Here is a 19,178-nt window from a genome sequence, read left to right on the forward strand (position 1 = left end):
CGCCTTCTTTGTCGCCGCCTTCTTGATCGCCGCCTTAGTGGTCGCCGCCTTAGTGGTCGCCGCGCAGATGCGCCAGCAACAGGCGGGCGCCCACGGTCAGCGTGTCGGCATCGCGCACGCCCAGCAGCAGCCAGCGGCGCGCCCATTCGTCGGTCAGGGGGATCAGCTTGAGCGGCATCGAGCGCGCATGCGGCTCGGCCGCGATGCGCGGCAGGATGCCCACGCCGCCCGTGGCCGTGACCATGCGGCAGATCGCGTCAAAGCTGCGCACCTGGATGCGCAGCCGCATTGCCCGGCCCAGGCGACCGCTTTCTTCGGACAAGCGGGTGGCTAGCGACGTGGCGGGCGGCAGGCCCACGTAGTCGTAGGCCAAGGTGTCGGCAAACGCCACCTGCACCTCGGCGGCCAGCGGATGGCGCTGCGGCACGATCAGCACCAGTTCATCCAGCCGATACGGAAAGGTCGACAGCCCCTCGGCCGCCGTCCGGTCGGCGAATACGCCGATATCGGCGCGGTTCTCCAGCACGGCGGTGACGATGTCGCTGCTGTTCTGCTCTTCCAGGTCAATGCGCACGGCCGGGTGCCCGTCCATGAAGGCGGCCAGGTCTTCGGGCAGAAACTGCGTCAGCGACGAGGTATTGGCGGCAATGCGAACCTGCCCGCGCACGCCTTGGGCAAAGTCCGACAGCGCGCCCGTCATCTGCTCGACTTCCTGCAACACACGAAGCGCGTGGACCAGGCAGGCCTGGCCCGCGTCGGTCAGCTCTACCCCGGCGGCGTTGCGGTACAGCAGCGCGGTGCCCAGGGCGGCCTCCAGGTCGGAAATGCGTTTGCTGGCCGCCCCAACCGCCAGATGCGACTGGCGCGCGCCGGCCGAGATGCTGCCCTGGCGCGCAACGGCAACAAACAAGGCAAGGGTGACGAGGTCGATGCGGGCAAGGTTCATGGAAAAATCGGGCACGGATAGGCCAGGGCGGGCGGCGGGCGCAAGGCGACTGCCGGGGTGCCAGGGCAATAATTATGTCCGAATTTTTTCTTCCCGCCCGTTGCGGCTCAACCGCGCGTTGCGCCGCCGAGGACGGTCCTTGGCCCTTGGCCCTTGGCCTGGGCCTTGGGCCATCAAGGCTGGAAGAACGCCGTGGGCGTCATCAGCCGGTTTTCCTGGCGGATCAGATAGCCGGCCTCGGCGCTCTTGGTCAGGTAGCCGGCCCAGGCGGGGTCTTTTTGCAGCGCCAGGCGCTTGGCTTCGCGGTCGGCGGCGCTGTCATAGACCCAGATGTGCATGTAGCTGTTGACGTCGCCCGTCTCGGTCTGCATGTAGGCCAGCGGCTTGCCCAGGTGGCGGCTTTGCACCGCATAGCCGTGCTCTGCATAAAGCGCCAGGTGCTTCTTGATGGTGCCGGCGCGGCAGGTGTAGGTCCGTACGTCGTAAAGCATGGTGTTTCCTTTGAGGGGTTGCGATGGGGATTGCAATGGGGATTGCGAAGGGGGCAATGCGGGTTGCAACGCGCATTGCAGGACCTGATCGATCGTCAGTCCGCCGTGGCGCCGGACTGTTTCACCAGCACGCTCCAGCGATCGACTTCCTGGTTCACGTACTGCTGGAACGCGGCATGGCCGTCGCCGACCGGATCGGCGCCCAGCCCTTTCAGCTTGTCCTGCACGGCGGGGTCGGCCACGCCCTGGGTGATGGCCTGCGACAACTTTTCCACCACGGGCGCGGGCGTGGCTGCCGGCACGAACAGGCCGAACCAGGACCGGGCGTTCATGGCGGGGTAGGACGTTTCAGAAAACGCCGGCACGTCCGGCAACGCCGCATGGCGCTGCTTGCCGGTGACGGCGATGGGCCGCAAGCGGCCGGCCTGGACCTGCGACAGCACTTCGGGCAGATTCGCGAACATGATCTGGACCTGGCCGCCCATCAGGTCATTCAGCGCCTGCGAGCCGCCCTTGTAGGGCACATGCGTCATCTGCGCGCCGGCCAGTGAATTGAACTGGGCGCCCGCCAGGTGCGATGCCGTGCCCGTGCCGCCCGAGGCGTAGTTCACGCGGTTGCCGCTCGCCTTGGCGTAGGCGGCCAGTTCTTCCGGCGTCTTGGCCGGCACCGACGGGTTCACCACCAGCAGCAAGGGCACCGACGCCAGGTTCGACAGGCCGGCGAAGTCGCCCGTCAAGCTGTAGTCCAGCTTGTGATACAGCGTGGAATTGATGGCATGGCTGGACGTGGCCATCAGCAGCGTATAGCCGTCCGGCTCGGCGCGCGCGGCCATGACGGCGCCAATGTTGCCGTTGGCGCCCGCTTTGTTTTCCACCACCACCGGCTGGCCCAGGCGGGTGGACATGGACTGCGCCACGGTGCGCGCAATCACATCGGTGGCGCCGCCGGCGGCGAAGGGCACGATGATGCGCAAGGGCCGCTCGGGGTAGGCGGAGGCGGTGTCGGAGGATGCCGCGAACGATGCAGCGCCAAGGGTCGAGGCGGCCAGCATCGCGGCCACGGCCAGCCGCCGCAGGGCGGGCAGGGGGGTATTCATAGTCTCTCTCCAGGTGTGGATATTTTTTATGGGGTCGCCGCGCGCCGTTCTTGCGACTGCTGCGCGGCAATCCGATCCTGAACGTCAGGAAGCGGCAAGCTGCGCTTGTTTGCGCAGGCTCGTCAGGGTGGCCCGGGGCGTGATCACCTCGGGGTCCAGACAAAGTTCGATCAGATAGGGCGACCCGCTGTCCAGCGCCCGCGTCAAGGCGGGCGCGAAGCCTTCGTGGCTGTCCACGCGTTCGGCCGGCACGCCGAACGATTCCGCGTAGGTCACGAAGTCGGGGTTGCAAAGGTCCGTGCCGATGGTCCGGCCCGGGTAGTTCTTTTCCTGATGCATGCGGATCGTGCCGTACATGCCGTTGTTGAACACGATGAAGACGACGGCCAGGCGGTGCTGCTTGACGGTCGCAAGCTCCTGCGAGGTCATCAGAAAGCAGCCGTCGCCCGCCAGGCAGACAACCTGCCGTTCGGGGTGGCGCAGCTTGGCTGCAATGGCGGCGGGCACGCCGTAGCCCATCGCGCCGCTGGTGGGCGCAAGCTGGGTGCGCGGGTGGCTGAAACGGTAATAGCGATGCGCCCAGGCGCTGTAGTTGCCCGCGCCGTTGGTCAGGATGGCGCGCGCGTCCAGCCCTTCGCGCAGGGCAACGATGACACGCGCCGGGTCCATGGGCAGATCGGTGGCGGGCGGTTCCGTATAGCGCTGGTAGCTCTGGCGCAGCCCCTCCAGCCAGCCGCGCCACGGGGCGGCGTCCACCGGCTCCAGTGCGGCGGCTGCGTGGGCGAAGGCGTCCAGGCCCGACGGTATCTTCAGGGTGGGCTGATACACCCGCCCCAGCTCTTCGGGGCTGGCCAGCACATGGATCAGCGTCTGCCTGGGCACGGGAGATTGCAGCAGCGTATAGCCGCCCGTCACCATTTCACCCAGGCGCGCGCCCACCGCCAGGATCACGTCGGCGTTGCGCACGGCGTCAGCCAGTTCCGGGTTGACGCCTATGCCCACCTCGCCCACGTATTGCGGGTGGTGGTTGTCGTACAGATCCTGCCGGCGAAAAGAGCACGCCACCGGCAAGCCATTGCGGCCGGCGTAGCGGGCCAGGGCGTCCAGGCCGGCGTCGGTCCATCCGGACCCGCCCACTATCATCAGTGGCCGCTGCGCGCGGGCCAGCAGGGCGCGCATGTCGGCCAGCGCGTCGGGCGCCGGATGCGCCTGCGGAAACTGGATCGTGCCGCAGTCCTGCGGCGCGGCCAGCTCGGTCAGCATGTCCTCGGGCAGCGCCAACACCACGGGGCCGGGCCGGCCAGACACCGCAACCGTGAACGCGCGGTTCAGGTATTCGGTGACGCGCGCGGCGCTGTCGATCTGCGCCACCCATTTGGTGAACTGGCCGAACATGCGCCGGTAATCGATTTCCTGGAACGCCTCGCGCTCGACCATGTCGTTGCCCACCTGGCCCACCAGCACGATAAGCGGCGTGGAGTCCTGAAACGCCGTCTGCACGCCGATGCTGGCGTTGGTCGCGCCGGGGCCGCGCGTGACCATGCAGATGCCCGGTCGGCCGGTCAGCTTGCCGTGCGCCTCGGCCATGAACGAGGCCGCGCCTTCGTGCCGGCAAGACACCAGGCGTATCCGCTCGCGTTCCGTGTACAACGCGTCCAGCACGTCCAGATAGCTTTCGCCGGGCACGCCGAATACCGTGTCCACGCCGTGTTGCAGCAGCGCGCGCACCACATGCTGGCCGCCCGTCATCAATGTTGGGGTGTCGTTCATCGCAGTTTCAATCAGGCCGCAAGGCGGCGGGTTTGGGTCTGGATGAACTGTACGCAGCCTGGCGGCGGGCGCGTTAGGACAGATCAGAGCTTGTATTGCACTTTTTCGCGCGTTGCCCGCGCGGCCGTCAGCCGATGGGGCGGTCGTACTTCTTGCGGAAATCGCCCGCGGTGCTGCCGGTGTGTTTCTTGAAGAAGCGGGCGAAGTACGAGGGGTCTTCGAAGTTCAGCTGAAACGCAATTTCGGCGATGCCAAGGCCCGTATTGCTAAGCAGGCGCTTGGCCTCAAGCGCAACGCGCTCTTGCACCAGCTGGCTGGCGGTGCGCCCCACGCTGCGCTTGACGGCATCGTTAAGCTGGCGTTCGCTGACGCACAGCGCGTCGGCGTATTGGCGGATGGCGTCGAAGTCCAGATAGTGTTCTTCGATCAGCATGGTGAACCGCTTGGCCAGCGAATAGCTGGGGCCGGCGGTGGTCTCGCGCTCGTCGGCCGGGTACAGGCGGCGCAGCTGCGTCAGCAGGATCAGCAGGTACGAACGCACCACGTCAAAGCGCCCGGTCTGGCGGTCGCGCGTTTCGCGTTCGATTTCATTGAGCAGCGGCAGCATGCCGTCGTGCTGTTCGCGCGACAGATAGATGGCCGGCGAGCCGCCCGCCAGGTGAAAAAAGGGAAACTTGGCGATGTCGTCCGCGCGCGGGAACATGTGGGCGAAGAAGTCCGTGCTGATATTCAACACGTAGCCGCGCGGCTTGACGGACGAGGTCCAGGCGTGGATCTGGCCGGGCGACAGAAAAAATACCGAGTGGTCGCGCACCTCGTGCTGCTCGAAGTCCAGCATGTGGGTGCCGCTGGCCTGGCTCATCCAGAGCAAGTGGTAGTAGTTGTGCCGATGCAGGAAGCCGCGCGGGATATCGTCGCGGTCCTGCAGGCGGACAAGATCGAAGTAGAACGAACCCTCGCCCGAGAAATCGGAAGTTTCAAAGGTGGGGAAGGGTTGCGCGTTGGGCGTGTGCGGGCCTGCGGACAAGCGGGAAGTCTCCTTGGCGGCGCGCGAGGCGGCTCGATTTTTTTGCCATGATATCGCCAAACGTGCCCAGCCGCGGTTGCCGTAAACCCGGTATTGCCCGCTCCGGGGTCGCCTTACGACCCTTCAGGCAGTTTCGCAATCACCTTGATCTCGAAGTCAAAGCCGCTTAACCACGTTACGCCCACGGCCGTCGCGGTGGGATACGGCGCCTGGCCCCAGTATTGCGGCACCACGTCAGTCCAGATCCGTTCGAAGTGCGATTGCGGGTCGACCATGAAGACGGTCACATCCACCACATCGTCGAACGTGCAGCCCGCCGCTTTGAGAATGGCGTTCAGGTTGTCAAACGCCAGCCGCACCTGCGCATCCAGCTCGGGCTCTGGCGTGCCGTCCGCGCGGCTGCCCACCTGCCCCGAAACAAAGAGAAAGCCATCGGACCGGATGGCGGGCGAATACCGGTGGCGCGCGTACAGCGCGTGGCGGTCAGGCGGAAAAACGGGGTCTCGCGTCGTCATAGAAAGCTCCTTGAATCGGGCCGGCATGGCCCGTCGTTAGCGATGGGTTCACTGTAACGACGCGCCCACGGCCGATAAACGCGCAAGCTTGTCCATCACTGTTTGTAGAATCCAAACATTCTTCAACCGGCGGGGGCCGACGATGGACCGTTTCGATGCAATGCAGGCGTTTGCCCGCGTGGTGGAGGCCGGCAGCTTCACCAAGGCGGCCGAAACGCTGCACATCAGCAAGACCACCGTGACGCAACTGGTGCAGCAGCTTGAGGCGCGCCTGCGTGTGCGACTGTTCAACCGCACCACGCGACGGGTGAACGTGACCGCCGACGGCGCGGCCTATTACGAGCGCGTCATCAAGCTGTTGGCTGACATGGATGATGCCGAGACCAGCCTGTCGGTGGCCTCGGCATTGCCCCGGGGGCGCTTGCGAGTCGACGTGCCCAGCCCGCTTGCCCGCATGGTGCTGATCCCCGCGCTGCCGTCGTTTCACGCGCAATACCCCGACATTCAATTGGACATGGGCGTCAGCGACCGCATCGTCGACGTCATCGCCGACAACGTGGACTGCGTGGTTCGGGGCGGCGAGCTGACCGACCTGTCGCTGACGGCGCGCCGCGTGGGCGATCTGCAATTGGCGGTGTACGCCGCGCCCAGCTATCTGGAGCGCGCCGGCCACCCCACGCATCCGCACGACTTGGAAAACACGCATCACCGCGTGGTCGGTTACCTGTGGCAGCGGCTGGGCAAGGCGTTTCCCTACGCCATGCATCGCGGCGACGAGCATGTGCGGGTGCATGGGCGCTATGTGTTGGCGGTGGATGACGGCAACGCGTACCTGGCGGCGGGGCTGGCGGGGATGGGGGTATTGTGGCTGCCCCAATACATGGCCGAGCCGCATGTGGCGACGGGCGAATTGACGCCGCTGTTTCCGGACTGGCGGCTGGACCCGATGCCGTTGACCATTGCATTTCCGCCCAACCGGCACGTCAGCACGAAGCTACGGGTGTTCATCGATTGGGTGGTGGCGCTGATGGGGCAGTACGCACCGGCGGCCGGCGCACCGGCGGCGGGCGTACCGGCGGCCGGCGCACAGGCGGCAGGGGCACCGGCGGCAACGAAGGCAACAGCGAAGTCGGCAACGAAGGCAAAAGCGCAGACAGCAGCGCAGGCAGCGACGCGATCAGAGACGCAGAATAGGGACGATCCGCCGACTTGATCGCCCCGACATCACAAGCCTGCATCCCCGCTTCAGGGCGCGAACAAGCTCAACCCTGCGCGCGCCGGGGCAGCCAGCGCCAGAACACCCCGGCCGCCACCAGCCCCAGCGTGCCCACGCCGAACGATGCGCCGCCCAGCGATACCAAGGCGGTCAGCACCGACAGTGCCACCGGCCCGCCGCTGGCGCCCAGGTCCGCCATGAAGCGCCAGATGCCCAGGAACTGCGTGCGCGCGCCGGGCGGCGCGGCGTCGGCGCCCAGCGTCATCACAATGCCGGACCCGATGCCGTTGCCAAAGCCCAGCAGCGCCGACACCAGGATGAAGCTGGCCACGCCGCCGGTCAGCGGGATTGCCATCAGACTCAAACCCATCAGCAACGTGCAGGGCAGCGCCACCCACAGGCGGCCGCGCTGGTCCATCACCTTGCCCGCCGGATAGAACACCGACATATCCACCGCGGCCACCAAGCCGTACACCAGCGACGTGGTGGCGGCATCCAGGCCCAGATGATCGGCCCATAGCGGGATCACCACCTGGCGCGACGCGCGCAGCGCGCTGATCAGCATCACGCCCACGCCCAACGTGGCATACACGCCGCGATGGTCGCGCGCCACCTCGCCGATGCGGGCTCGCGGGCCGCCCTTGTGCGCGCTGCCCGAGGGTTCGATGTCGGGCGCCTTGATCGCGATAAGCCCCGCGCCCAGCATGGCGCAGATGGCAATCCAATAGGCGCCGTCCAGCCCCACGAAATGGATAAGCGCCGCGCCCGCGAAGGGGCCGATAAAGGTGCCGATCCGCGTGGTGCCGCCCAGCGTGGACAACGCCCGCGCGCGATAGGCCAGCGGCACGACTTCAATCATGTAACTCTGGCGCGCCAGCTGAAACACCGACTGCGCGCAGCCCTGCATCAGCATGGCCACCCCCAGCACCCACAGGTGCGGGAGGCCGATCACCAGCGCCAGGCCCATCACGCTCAACAGTGCCGCGCCCGCCATGGCCCGCTTCTCGCCGAAGCGTTCGGTGATCAGGGCGGACGGAATGTTGGACAGCAGCGAACCCACCCCGATCAACGCGGCGATCAGGCCGGCAGTGGCCACCGACGCGCCGTGGTCGCGCGCGGTCAGTGCGATAACGGGAAGGATGGCGCCGTTGCTGATGCCGTAGAGCAGCGACGGGCCGAACGCCGGAACGGCGATGCGCTTCAGATTGAACGAATCAGAGTGCGACATGAAGGAACGGTGGGAACTTGGCCGTCTGCCGACCGCCTTGCCACTGGCGCGGGGCTGGCCCGGCGACCATGGATGCGGGATTCCGAGAGTGTAGCGGCAGCCCTGCGCGGCTGCCTGTCAGGCGGCTGACAGTGGGGCTGAAAAGCGGACTGAAGAGCGGACTGAAACGCGGGCTGAAAAGCGGGCCGACAATCGTGCTGACGGCCGGCAGACGCAGACGCGCGTCGGTCACGCCCAACGGCGCTCCGATCAATCGGGCTTTGACGCCTCTGTCTCGGTACCGGACTCGGCAATCATGCGCAGGCATTTGACGAACAGGCCACGGTATTCCTCGGGCAGCCGAGCCAGCAATTGGTCTTCCACCACCACATCGCGCGGCATCACCCTGCACAGCAGCTCCAAGCCGGCCGGCGCGACATACAGCTGGTTAGCGCGGGCATCCGTGGGTGACGGCCGGCGTTCTATCAGCCCGCCGCCATGCATGCGCCTGACCATTTCAGCAACGGTGTTGCGGTCCATGGCCAAGCGCTCCGCCAGGGAATTCTGGCTAAGGCCGGGCTCTTGGTAAAGCAGCACCAAGGCGGCCTTTTGCCGGGGCGTTACCCCTTCGCCCGCAAACGTCGCCGCGAAGATTTCCTCGGCCTTGAAGTGCGCGCGCCGCAGCAGATGCGACGGCACCTCTTCAAGGCGGAAATTTCGCAGCAGGGATTCGACTTGCGCCTCGGCGGCCGATAGCGAAACGCCCGCCGGCGCTGACGTGCGGGCGGACGTGGGTTGGGCTGTCTTGGAGGTAGGTGATCGGGCCATTGTGATGGAGTTTTCTACGGTCGTTGTCGCGATTAGGATGGGTCCCTGCGTAGTTACAATAACACGTACACGTACAAGATAGGCGCGTTTCAAACACTCATCTGATCATTCTGAGGCAATAAATATAGGGTAATCACGCGTTTCTTGCCGTGTCGCTCCGCCCTACGATAGTACGCATACGTCTTATAAAGCCACCCCGCCGGATGCCGCGACCGAGGTGGGCTTCAACTGTCAAGGTAAGGAGCTTCACCATGAGCGAAGGTCAAATTCTCTCCGGCTTCCTGGCGCCCCATCCGCCTCATCTGGTCTATGGCGAAAACCCGCCCCAGAACGAGCCGCGCTCTGAAGGCGGCTGGGAGCCGCTGCGCTGGGCGTATGAGCACGCACGCGAAAGCATCGAACGCCTGAAGCCGGACGTGCTGCTGGTCCATTCCCCGCACTGGATCACGCAGGTAGGGCACCACTTTCTTGGCGTGCCCAGACTGGCGGGACGATCCGTCGACCCCATCTTTCCCAACATCTTCCGCTACGACTTCGGCATGAACGTGGATGTCGAACTGGCCGAGGCCTGCTGTGCAGAGGCCGCCAACCTGGGGCTGGTCAGCAAGATGATGCGCAACCCGAAGTTCCGTCCGGACTACGGCACGATCACCACGCTGCACATGGTGCGGCCGCAATGGGACATTCCCGTGGTGGGGATATCCGCCAACAACACGCCGTATTTCCTGAACACCAAGGAAGGGCAGGGCGAGATGGACTTGCTGGGCCGGGCCACGCGCGAGGCCATCCGCAAAACCGGACGCCGCGCCGTCCTGCTCGCCAGCAACACCTTGTCTCACTGGCATTTTCATGAAGAGCCGGAGCTGCCCGAAGACATGACCAAAGAGCACCCCGAACGCTATGACGGCTACAAGTGGGACGTGCGCATGATCAACCTGATGCGGCAAGGCCGCATGCAAGAGACCTTCCAGCTGTTGCCGCAGTTTATCGATGAAGCGTTCGCCGAAGTGAAGTCCGGCGCCTTCACCTGGATGCATGCCGCAATGGGTTATCCCGAGCTGGCCGGCAAGCTGCATGGCTACGGCACCGTCATCGGCACCGGCAACGCGGTGATCGAATGGAACCTTCAGGACGCGGGCCTTTCACGCCTGGCGCCGGCTGCCCAGGCCGCCTGATTGCACCGTCTGCAAAAGAAAAAGGGGAATGACATGAGCATCGTATCCGCGTTTCTTGTACCGGGCAGTCCGCTGCCGCAGTTGCGCCCCGACGTGGCGCCGTGGGGCCGCCTTCGAGACGCCTTGGCGCAAGCAGGCAAATCGCTGGCCGAATCCAAACCCGATTGCGTGCTGGTCTATTCGACGCAATGGTTCGCCGTGCTGGACCAGTTGTGGATCACCCGGGCGCGCAGTACCGGCCTGCATGTCGATGAAAACTGGCACGAGTTCGGCGAGCAGGCGTTCGACATCTATTCGGATGCCGCCCTGGCGCACCGCTGCGTGCAGGCTTGCAATGACGCCGGCATCAAGACACGCGGCGTCGACTATGACCAGTTTCCAATCGACACGGGCACGATCACCGTGACCACGCTGATGAACTTCGGTACGCCGGCGCTTCCCGTCGTCATCGCCGCCAACAATCTTTATCACAGCCCCGAGCAGACCGAGCAGCTGGGCGCCATCGCCGCGTCCGCCTTACAGGACAAGCGTGTGGCGGTGGTGGGAATCGGGGGCCTGTCCAACAGCATGTTCCGCGAAACCATCGACCTTCAGGAAGACCACATTCTTTCCGACGCCGATGACACGTGGAACCGGCGCCTGCTTGCCCTGATGGAAAGCGGCGACGTCCAAGCCCTGCGCGCAAGCCTGCCCGACTATGCCAAAGAAGCGCATCCGGACATGGGCCTCAAGCAGTTCCATTGGCTGCTGGGCGCGATGGGCGGAACTTTCAAGCAGGCAATCGTGCATGGGTATGCACCGCTATACGGCAGCGGCGGCGCTGTCGTGGAGTTCAAGCTCCAGTAGCGTGTTTCCGAAGGGCCGGCCAGGCCAGCCCTTATTTGCCAAGGAGCAGTCGTGTTCAAGCAGTACAGAAATTTCATTGATGGCCGGTTCCAAGACAGCCAGAAGCGGTTTGCCGGCATCAACCCGGCAACGGGCGTTCGCTTTGCCGACGTGCACGAGGCCACGCAAGCGATGGTCGACGAGGCGGTCGCAGCGGGCCACCGGGCGGTACGCAGCTGGGGCGCCACGTCGGTTGCCGACCGCGCCGACATGCTCTACCGCATCGCCGACGAGATCGATCGCCGCGCGGACGACTTCCTGGACGCCGAAGTCAGCGATACGGGCAAGCCGGTGTCGCTGGCGTCCAAGCTTGATATCCCGCGTGGCGCGGCCAATTTCCGTATTTTTGCGGACATCCTGAAGACAGCCCCGCTGGAGACGTTTCGCACCGAACTGGCGGGCGGCGCCCACGCCATCAACTACGCCGTCAGAAAGCCGCTGGGCGTGGTGGGCATCATTTCGCCGTGGAACCTGCCGCTGCTTTTGTTCAGCTGGAAAGTCGCGCCGGCGCTTGCGTGCGGCAACGCGGTAGTGGCCAAGCCCTCCGAAGAAACACCGGGCACCGCGACGCTGCTTGCCGAAGTGATGCAGTCGGTGGGCTTGCCCGACGGCGTGTTCAACCTGGTGCACGGCTTTGGCCCGAACTCGGCGGGGGAATTCATCACCCGGCATCCGGACATCAGTGCCATCACATTTACCGGTGAATCAAAAACCGGCACGGCCATCATGCACGCCGCCGCCGCCGGCGTGAAGCCGGTGTCATTCGAGCTGGGCGGCAAGAACGCGGCCATCATCTTCGCCGACTGCGACTTCGAGAAAACCGTGGAAGGCATGGCGCGCGCGGCGTTTCTGAACAGCGGCCAGGTGTGCCTGTGCTCCGAGCGCATCTTCGTCGAGCGGCCCATCTACGACCGCTTCGTGGCCGCGCTTGCCGAACGCGCCCGGCGCATCAAGCTGGGCGATCCCACGGACGTGTCGACCGACATGGGGCCGGTGATTTCGGCGGCCCATCGCGACAAGGTGCTGAGCTACTACGCGCTGGCGCGGCAAGAGGGCGCGCAGTTCATCGTGGGCGGCGGCACGCCAAGCTTCGGCAATGCGCTGGACGGCGGCTTCTGGGTCGAGCCCACCTTGATCGCCGGGTTGGCCGATGACGCCAGATGCGTGTCGGAAGAAATATTCGGCCCCATCGGCCACGTCACGCCGTTTGATTCGGAAGCAGAAGTCATCCGTCGCGCCAACGCGACGCCGTATGGGTTGGCGGCCACCATCTGGACCAGCAACGTCAACAAGGCGCACCGCGTCGCGCAGTCCATGAATGTGGGCGTCGCCTGGGTCAACGCCTGGTTCCTGCGGGACCTGCGCACGCCCTTTGGCGGCAGCGGCCTGTCGGGAATCGGCCGCGAAGGCGGGCTGCATTCCTTGAACTTCTACTCCGAACTCACCAACGTTTGCATTCACGTGGATGCACCGGACGCCGTCAATGACTGAGAAACCCATGGCCCAAAGCAAGCTGTCATCCACCGTCATCGAAGGGCGCGCGCAGCCACGCGGCAAGTTCCCGCACATCAAGCGTGCCGGAGACTTTCTCTTTGTATCGGGCACCAGTTCGCGCCGCCCCGACAACAGCTTTGCGGGCGCCGACGCCGACGCCATGGGCGTGCTGGACGCCGATATCCGCGCGCAGACGCGCGCCGTCATCGAGAACATCAAGGCGATTCTTGAAAGCGCGGGCGCCAGCCTGAAAGACTTGGTCGAAGTCTCTACGTACCTGGTCGATATGGGCGACTTCAAGGGCTACAACGAGGTCTACGCCGAGTACTTCGACTACGACGGCCCCGCCAGAACCACCGTCGCCGTGCACCAGCTGCCGCATCCGCTGCTGCGCATCGAAATCAAAGCCGTGGCGTACAAGCCGATGGATTCCAACGCATAGGCGCCGGGGGAAATATGCCGACCTTGTATCGCGATTTCAAGACGCAGGACGAGATAGACGCTCAGTACGACGTCGAGAAATCCGTTCCTGATTTCATGATCTATGCCAAGCACTACGTCGCGGAAAGCGAGCACGTACGACAGCGCCTGCCTGCGCACCTTGACGTCCCTTACGGGCCGACGCTTGACGAGACCGTGGACATTTTTCCGGCTGCGCAGGCCGGCGCCCCTGTGTTCGTCTTCATCCACGGCGGCGCATGGCGCATCCTGAGCAGCAAGGAGTTTTCGACGGTGGCCAGCGGCCTGAGTGCACGAGGTTTCACCACCGTCGTCGTCAACTACTCGCTTTGCCCCAAGGTCAGCATCGACGAGATAACGCGGCAATCACGCGCGGCGGTGGCTTGGGTGATCCGCAACATCGGACGTTTTGGCGGGGACCCCAAACGCGTCGTGCTGGGGGGGCATTCCGCCGGTGGCCATCTGACCGCGATGTGCCTGCAAACGGATTGGGAACACGAGTACGGGCTGCCTCGGGACCCGCTGGCGGGTGCGGTCATGGTCAGCGGCGTGTTCGAGATCGAGCCGTTTCGCTGGTCGTCGATTCAGCCGATGCTTCAGATCGACGATGGCGTCATACGCAGAAACTCGCCGCAGCATCGTGTGCGCGCCTGCGCCACGCCCGTTCTCATCTCGTGGGGTAGTGACGAACCATCGGAATTCGCCAGGCAGTCGCAGGATTTCGCGCGCGTGTGGACGCAGGCGGGAAACCAGGCACAGACCCTGATGCAGGACGGCAGAAATCACTTTGACGCAATCTACGGTTTCGAAGATCCCAACCATCCGTTAACGGAATGGATAGCAAATGTAGTGACACGCTGAACCGCAGCGGTTCGCGTCATCGAATATTCCTCCACGCAGTAGAAACACGCTAATCAACGCGGATCGCCATGAGCTTTACCAATCTTGCCCCCCAGCCTCCGCTGTATCCCGCCGAAGCCGAGGACTACGCCCGCGCGGCGTTGGCGCTTTCGGCTGCGGCGGTACAGCGCTGCGAACGCATCGCCGACATTCAGTACGGCGACACTGCTGCGCACAAACTTGACGTGTACCCAAGCCGAAAACAAGCGGGGCAACCCAGCCCGATCCTGGTCTTCGCCCATGGCGGCGCGTGGACGAATGGCTACAAGGAATGGGTGGCGTTGATGGCTCCTGCCTTGGTCGCCGCGGGCATTACGTTTGTCTCGATATCGTATCGACTCGCGCCAGACTTCAAATGGCAGGCGCTATTGGACGACTGCCATGCCGCGCTGTCGTGGGTGGTTCGGAACATTCACGAGTATGGCGCAGACCCCGCTCGCATCGCGGTGGGAGGCCATTCCGCCGGTGGTCATTTGATGACGCTTGCCGCATTAAGCGCGCAAGGCCTGCACCGCCACGGCATTCCCGCGTCGTCGATCGTTGCGTGCTTGCCCCTGTGTGCGCCGCTGGATATCCGGTATCCCGAACGCACGCCGGGCAGCGGCGAAGAGCGCACGCATCAGAACCTGCTGGACGACGTAGCGGAAGCCGAATCGGCAAGCCCCGTGTGTCGGGTGGATCAGGACACGCCGCCGATGTTGCTGGCATACGCCCGGGAAGACCTGCCTCGCATCATCAAGGGCAATCAAACGATGGAAGCCGAGCTGCGTCGGCTGGGTCGGCCCGTTGAAACCATGGTGTTAGCGGGAGATCATTTTGCGCCGGCGATCGCGGCAGGGCAGGCGGACTCGCCCTGGATGAAGCGCCTGATTCAAATCATGCAGGGATGAGCCCTGTTTAAGAAGACCCGGAGAATCCGATGAAAATTTCCCAATGCTTGGCGCTGTTGGCCCTTACCTTGTCGACGGCCGTGCAGGCGCAGTCCTGGCCGAACAAGCCCATCAAGCTCATCATTCCGTATGCCGCGGGGTCCGGCCCCGACGTGGCGACGCGTCCCGTCGCCGAACAGATCGGGCGAATACTGAAGCAGCCGGTGATCGTGGAAAACCTGGCCAGCGCGGGCGGCATCGTGGGCACCCGCACGGTGGCCAAGGCGGCACCGGACGGGTACACGTTCGGCTTTGGCAACAACATCACCTTGGCCGTCAATGCCAGCTTCTATCGCAGCCTGCCCTATGACCCGATCAAAGACTTCGCACCCGTCGGCTTGCTGTTCGACAACCCTTATATTCTTGTTGCCGGCAAGGACTTCAAGCCGAATTCAATTCAGGAGTTCATGGCCTATGTGAAGCAGAACCCCGGCAAGGTGAACTTCGCCTCGGGAACCGGGGTGGGCTCGGGCAGCCACCTGACCGGTGAAATGATGAAAGCGGTCGGCGCCCTGGATATCACGCACGTACCGTACAAAAGCGGGTCGATGGCGCTGTCCGACGTGGTCAGCGGCCGGGTCGACGTGATGTTCGATAACGTGAACGGCGTCCAGCAGTTCATCAACAACGGAACGTTGAAAGCGTTTGCCGTCACCAGCCCCAAGCGCCTGCCCACCATGCCCAACGTGCCGACGATGGCCGAATCCGGGTTTCCCAACTTTGAAGCGGTGGCCTGGGGCGGCATCGTGGCGCCCAAGGGCACGCCGCAGGCCATCATCAATCGCATGAACGAGGCGATCGGCCAGGCGTTGAAGACGCCCGAAGTTGTGCAAGCCAACGCCGCGATGTCGCTGAACCCGATCAGCGCGACGCCGGAAGCATTTACGGCATTCATCGCGGCCGAAACCAAACGGTGGGCCGAGACGGTCAAGGTGTCGGGGGCCAGGGCAGAGTAGGGGTGTGAACGCGGGTGGCGAACGCGGGGAGCGAACGCGCCGGGGGACTGCCTATCGCGTCGCCACAACGACGTGCGCCTGGATCTTGCCCGTGATGCCAGCCGGGCCAAAGCGGTCTTCAATCGCCGAAGCGGCAACGTCCGTTGCCTTCTCCAGAATGCCGGCGTCGCGCGCTTCCAGTTCGGCACGCATCGGCGTGCCCTGGCAATAGGCGACGGCGACGCTGCGGGGTGACTCGCCGAGGCTTTGCATGGCAATCGTATCGAAGGTGATGGCCCCGGTGAACCCGCCCGCCGCCAGCGCGCCGCGGATCTGCGTCTGGTCGTAATAGCCGTGCGGCACTTTCACCATGAACCGGGGCGGGTCTGCCGGGAACAGCGTTGCCATTGCCTGCGTGACGCAGTCGGCGAATTCGTTGTCTTCTATGCGATCCCACACGTTGAACAGGAATGTGCCACCTGGCCGCAGCACCCGGTACGCTTCGGAAAAAGCCCCCGCCTTGTCCGGAAAGAACATGGCGCCGAACTGGCATACCACCGCATCGAAAGCGCCATCGGCAAAGGGCAGCTTCATGGCATCGGCCTGGCGCCACGTGACGGGGCGGCTCGTGCCCAGGCTCATGGCATGTTCCAGCATCGGCTGGCTAAGATCGGTCGATACGATAGAGGTGCCGGCGGGCAGTTGGGCCGCCAGATGGCGTGTGACCGCCCCGGTGCCCGCGGCGATTTCCAGCACGGATGACGGGGCCAGGGCCGCGACTCGCCGCGTTATGTCCCGCGCATATCCGTCGAAAATCATCGGGACCAGATACCGCTCGTATAGCTGGGGAATGGGTCCGGCAAAGGCGCGTTCGCCACTGGACGTGTTCATGATGATCGACTCCACAATAGGTCGATAAGGCCGCCCGACGTTGTGGGCGGCGCGGTTGCCGCTGTGCGCGACGGCGTCATGCCGCCCGCCTTGTAGTGATGGCTTTACGCGCATGCATGAACACCAACGATAGTACGCCTCAAAACCCCATTTCCGATGCGGCGTGGGCCACTTTCATGGCGTTGCCACCCTCAAGAAGGGGGCGCCGAGGCGCCGTTTTATTCGGTGTATGCTTGCCGGGCAAAAATGCCCGGTAGCCATTGCCATCCGGTCCGTTATCTTCCGATCTCCTCTTGTCCCGACACCATGATCAAGGCCTTGTTAGTTGAAGACGATCCGAAGCTCTCGCGCCTGATTGCGCAGTTTCTGGAGCAACACGGTTTCAAGGTCGCCCAGGCCTATCGCGGTGACCAGGCGGTGGAAGCGTTTCGGCGCCATGACCCGGCCATCACCATCCTGGACCTGATGCTGCCGGGCCGAGACGGCTTGCAGGTTTGCCGCGACCTGCGCGCGTTTTCTTCCGCGCCCATCCTGATGCTGACCGCGCGTGAAGACGATCTGGACCAGATTCTGGGGCTGGAGTCCGGCGCGGACGATTACGTCATCAAACCCGTGGAGCCGCGCGTGCTGCTGGCCCGCATTCGCGCCTTGATGCGCCGCCGCAACCAGACGGACGCGCAGCCGGATCAACTGGCGTTCGGTCCGCTGTCGATTGACCGCCAGACGCGTTCGGTCGCCCTTGCCGGGGTGGAAGTCGATCTGACGACCATGGAATTCGAGATGCTGTGGGCATTGGCCAGCCAGGCCGGGCAGGTGCTGACGCGCGACGATCTGCTGAACGCGGTGCGCGGCATTGAATTCAATGGCCTGGACCGCAGTGTGGACGTGTGCGTCAGCAAACTGCGCCGCAAGCTGGACGATGACCCGCGCGACCCGGCACGTATCAAGACCGTCTGGGGCAAGGGCTACCTGTTTTCTCCGAAGGCGCACGAGCTCGGCGATGCTTAAGTTCGTTCTGCGCATCTTCGTGGTGCTGGCGATCGGTTTTGTGCTGTCGAACGAAGTGGTCGATCGGGTGGCCAATTACCTTTTCGAGCCCGAGACCGCGAACTACACGCGCGAAGCGGTGCGCGGGCAGCTGCACAGCCTGAAGCTGGAATTGGCCAATGTGCCGCCCGAGGCGCGCCGCGACTATGTGCGCGATACCCTGGCCCCGCATTACGGTCTGGCCTTGCGGGTGATGGACCCGGCCGACTACAACTCGCCCGACTTCGCGCTGACTGACGGCGAGCGGCGCATCATCGAGGCGGGCGGCTTCTTTCTGCGTGACAAGCAGATGAGCTTCGTGTCCGCGCTGCCCGGGCCGGGCGCGCAGTGGTTGCTGGTCAAGATGCCGCCCGAGCCGCTTGTCGGCACCTGGGTGATCGTGGCCATCTACACCGCGCTGGGCTTGCTGCTGTGCGGCTTCATGCTGGTGTGGGCGCTGCCGATCTGGCGCGATCTGGAAGCGCTGAAAACCGCCGCGCACCGTATGGGGCAGGGCGATTTGCAGGCGCGCGCCCGCCTGTCGCGCTATTCCAGCATCCGTGGGCTGGGCGATACGTTCAACCAGATGTCGGATCGCATTGCCGCGCTGATCAGCAATCAGCGCGAACTGACCAACGCGGTGTCGCACGAACTGCGCACGCCCATTGCGCGGCTGTCGTTCGAGCTGGACATGATCGACCGCGAGGCGGACCCCCAGGCGCGCAAGCGCTTGGTCGAGGACATGAAAAGCGACGTGGCCGAGCTGGACAGCATGGCTTCGGAACTGCTGATGTATGCGCGCTTGCAGCACAAGAGTGCAGACGTACCGTTACAAGCGCAGGACGCGCGCGGCTGGCTGGATGCCGTGGTGCAGCATGCCGCGTTCGAGGCCGAGCTGCTGGGCGTGCATTGCGAGGTGACGCGGTGCGACTCGGATGACGTCCACCTGCACGCGCGCTACATGACGCGCGCCTTGCTCAACCTGCTGCAAAACGCGATCCGGCACGCGGGCGAACGGGTACAGGTCGGGCTGACCAGCCCGGCCCCGCAGCACTATGTGCTGACGGTGGACGACGACGGACCCGGCGTGCCGCCCGCCGACCGCGAACGAATCTTCGAACCTTTTATCCGGCTGGACGAAAGCCGGGCGCGCGACACGGGCGGCACGGGGCTGGGACTGGCCATCGTCAGCCGCGTGGCGCACTGGCACAACGGCATGGCCCAGGTGGCCGACAGCCCCCTGGGCGGCGCCCGCTTCGTGATCAGCTGGAACGCCGCCTGACCTGCGCGGCCCGACCGAACGCGGTCCGACCGAGCGCGCCGCCGACGAGGTCGCGCGCGTCACGACAAAGATCTTCACAAACTCCATACAAACCGGGAAAGATCG

At 64.7% G+C, this 19,178-nt stretch carries 19 protein-coding genes; 10 read left to right on the forward strand and 9 right to left on the reverse strand.

The window, feature by feature from the left end:
- Nucleotides 1-49: 49 nt before the first annotated feature.
- The 6 genes from YH64_RS10200 to YH64_RS10225 all read right to left on the reverse strand — a co-directional run bounded on the left by YH64_RS10200 (nt 50) and on the right by YH64_RS10225 (nt 5,846).
- A complete protein-coding gene (locus YH64_RS10200) occupies nt 50-946 on the reverse strand; it encodes a LysR substrate-binding domain-containing protein (protein ID WP_046803884.1) in 897 nt (298 codons plus the stop codon).
- Between the two features lie 173 nt (nt 947-1,119).
- Complete coding sequence (locus YH64_RS10205) at nt 1,120-1,437, reverse strand: NIPSNAP family protein (RefSeq protein ID WP_046803815.1); 318 nt, start codon at nt 1,435-1,437, stop codon at nt 1,120-1,122.
- Between the two features lie 95 nt (nt 1,438-1,532).
- Nucleotides 1,533-2,534 carry a tripartite tricarboxylate transporter substrate binding protein gene (locus tag YH64_RS10210; RefSeq protein ID WP_046803816.1) on the reverse strand — a complete coding sequence of 334 codons (1,002 nt, stop codon included), beginning with the start codon at nt 2,532-2,534 and terminating at the stop codon, nt 1,533-1,535.
- A gap of 84 nt (nt 2,535-2,618) precedes the next feature.
- Nucleotides 2,619-4,304: a thiamine pyrophosphate-binding protein gene (locus tag YH64_RS10215; RefSeq protein ID WP_046803817.1), complete on the reverse strand. Its 1,686-nt coding sequence runs from the start codon at nt 4,302-4,304 to the stop codon at nt 2,619-2,621.
- Between the two features lie 127 nt (nt 4,305-4,431).
- Nucleotides 4,432-5,331: a helix-turn-helix domain-containing protein gene (locus YH64_RS10220; RefSeq protein ID WP_046803818.1), complete on the reverse strand. Its 900-nt coding sequence runs from the start codon at nt 5,329-5,331 to the stop codon at nt 4,432-4,434.
- Between the two features lie 113 nt (nt 5,332-5,444).
- A complete protein-coding gene (locus YH64_RS10225) occupies nt 5,445-5,846 on the reverse strand; it encodes a RidA family protein (protein ID WP_046803819.1) in 402 nt (133 codons plus the stop codon).
- Nucleotides 5,847-5,988: 142 nt separating this feature from the next.
- On the opposite strand from YH64_RS10225, the gene YH64_RS10230 reads away from it, so the two are divergent.
- Nucleotides 5,989-7,059 (forward strand): LysR family transcriptional regulator, encoded by a 1,071-nt coding sequence (locus YH64_RS10230; protein WP_082134398.1) that lies wholly within the window; start codon nt 5,989-5,991, stop codon nt 7,057-7,059.
- Nucleotides 7,060-7,108: 49 nt separating this feature from the next.
- Here the strand turns inward: YH64_RS10230 and YH64_RS10235 are convergent, their stop codons facing one another.
- Complete coding sequence (locus tag YH64_RS10235) at nt 7,109-8,290, reverse strand: MFS transporter (protein WP_046803820.1); 1,182 nt, start codon at nt 8,288-8,290, stop codon at nt 7,109-7,111.
- A 249-nt stretch (nt 8,291-8,539) separates the two neighbouring features.
- A complete protein-coding gene (locus YH64_RS10240; RefSeq protein ID WP_082134399.1) occupies nt 8,540-9,097 on the reverse strand; it encodes a MarR family winged helix-turn-helix transcriptional regulator in 558 nt (185 codons plus the stop codon).
- Between the two features lie 251 nt (nt 9,098-9,348).
- Here YH64_RS10240 and YH64_RS10245 point away from each other — a divergent pair, with 251 nt between their 5' ends.
- The 7 genes from YH64_RS10245 (at nt 9,349) to YH64_RS10275 (ending at nt 15,895) form a co-directional block, all read left to right on the forward strand.
- The gene (locus tag YH64_RS10245) at nt 9,349-10,272 is read left to right on the forward strand and encodes a tRNA U-34 5-methylaminomethyl-2-thiouridine biosynthesis protein (protein ID WP_046803821.1); all 924 of its coding nucleotides are present in this window, start codon (nt 9,349-9,351) and stop codon (nt 10,270-10,272) included.
- 33 nt (nt 10,273-10,305) lie between these two features.
- Nucleotides 10,306-11,118 (forward strand): tRNA U-34 5-methylaminomethyl-2-thiouridine biosynthesis protein, encoded by an 813-nt coding sequence (locus YH64_RS10250; RefSeq protein WP_046803822.1) that lies wholly within the window; start codon nt 10,306-10,308, stop codon nt 11,116-11,118.
- Nucleotides 11,119-11,169: 51 nt separating this feature from the next.
- Nucleotides 11,170-12,648 carry a 2-hydroxymuconic semialdehyde dehydrogenase gene (locus tag YH64_RS10255; RefSeq protein ID WP_052945967.1) on the forward strand — a complete coding sequence of 493 codons (1,479 nt, stop codon included), beginning with the start codon at nt 11,170-11,172 and terminating at the stop codon, nt 12,646-12,648.
- 7 nt (nt 12,649-12,655) lie between these two features.
- The gene (locus YH64_RS10260; protein ID WP_046803824.1) at nt 12,656-13,093 is read left to right on the forward strand and encodes a RidA family protein; all 438 of its coding nucleotides are present in this window, start codon (nt 12,656-12,658) and stop codon (nt 13,091-13,093) included.
- 14 nt (nt 13,094-13,107) lie between these two features.
- The gene (locus tag YH64_RS10265) at nt 13,108-13,971 is read left to right on the forward strand and encodes an alpha/beta hydrolase (protein ID WP_046803825.1); all 864 of its coding nucleotides are present in this window, start codon (nt 13,108-13,110) and stop codon (nt 13,969-13,971) included.
- Between the two features lie 68 nt (nt 13,972-14,039).
- The gene (locus YH64_RS10270; RefSeq protein WP_052945968.1) at nt 14,040-14,900 is read left to right on the forward strand and encodes an alpha/beta hydrolase; all 861 of its coding nucleotides are present in this window, start codon (nt 14,040-14,042) and stop codon (nt 14,898-14,900) included.
- A gap of 29 nt (nt 14,901-14,929) precedes the next feature.
- Nucleotides 14,930-15,895 (forward strand): tripartite tricarboxylate transporter substrate binding protein, encoded by a 966-nt coding sequence (locus YH64_RS10275; protein WP_046803826.1) that lies wholly within the window; start codon nt 14,930-14,932, stop codon nt 15,893-15,895.
- 51 nt (nt 15,896-15,946) lie between these two features.
- Here YH64_RS10275 and YH64_RS10280 read toward each other — a convergent pair whose 3' ends face one another.
- On the reverse strand, nt 15,947-16,765 hold the full coding sequence (locus YH64_RS10280; RefSeq protein WP_046803827.1) for a class I SAM-dependent methyltransferase: 819 nt from the start codon (nt 16,763-16,765) through the stop codon (nt 15,947-15,949).
- Nucleotides 16,766-17,071: 306 nt separating this feature from the next.
- Here YH64_RS10280 and YH64_RS10285 point away from each other — a divergent pair, with 306 nt between their 5' ends.
- Nucleotides 17,072-17,773, forward strand: coding sequence for a response regulator (locus YH64_RS10285; protein WP_046803828.1), 702 nt, complete (start codon nt 17,072-17,074; stop codon nt 17,771-17,773).
- Nucleotides 17,766-19,073, forward strand: coding sequence for an ATP-binding protein (locus tag YH64_RS10290; RefSeq protein WP_046803829.1), 1,308 nt, complete (start codon nt 17,766-17,768; stop codon nt 19,071-19,073). The genes YH64_RS10285 and YH64_RS10290 overlap by 8 nt, the downstream gene beginning before the upstream one ends.
- The last annotated feature ends 105 nt before the right edge of the window (nt 19,074-19,178 follow it).

Origin of the sequence: Achromobacter sp. LC458, from assembly GCF_001005835.2 — a bacterium.
GTDB classification, from domain to species: Bacteria; Pseudomonadota; Gammaproteobacteria; order Burkholderiales; family Burkholderiaceae_B; genus Achromobacter; species Achromobacter spanius_B.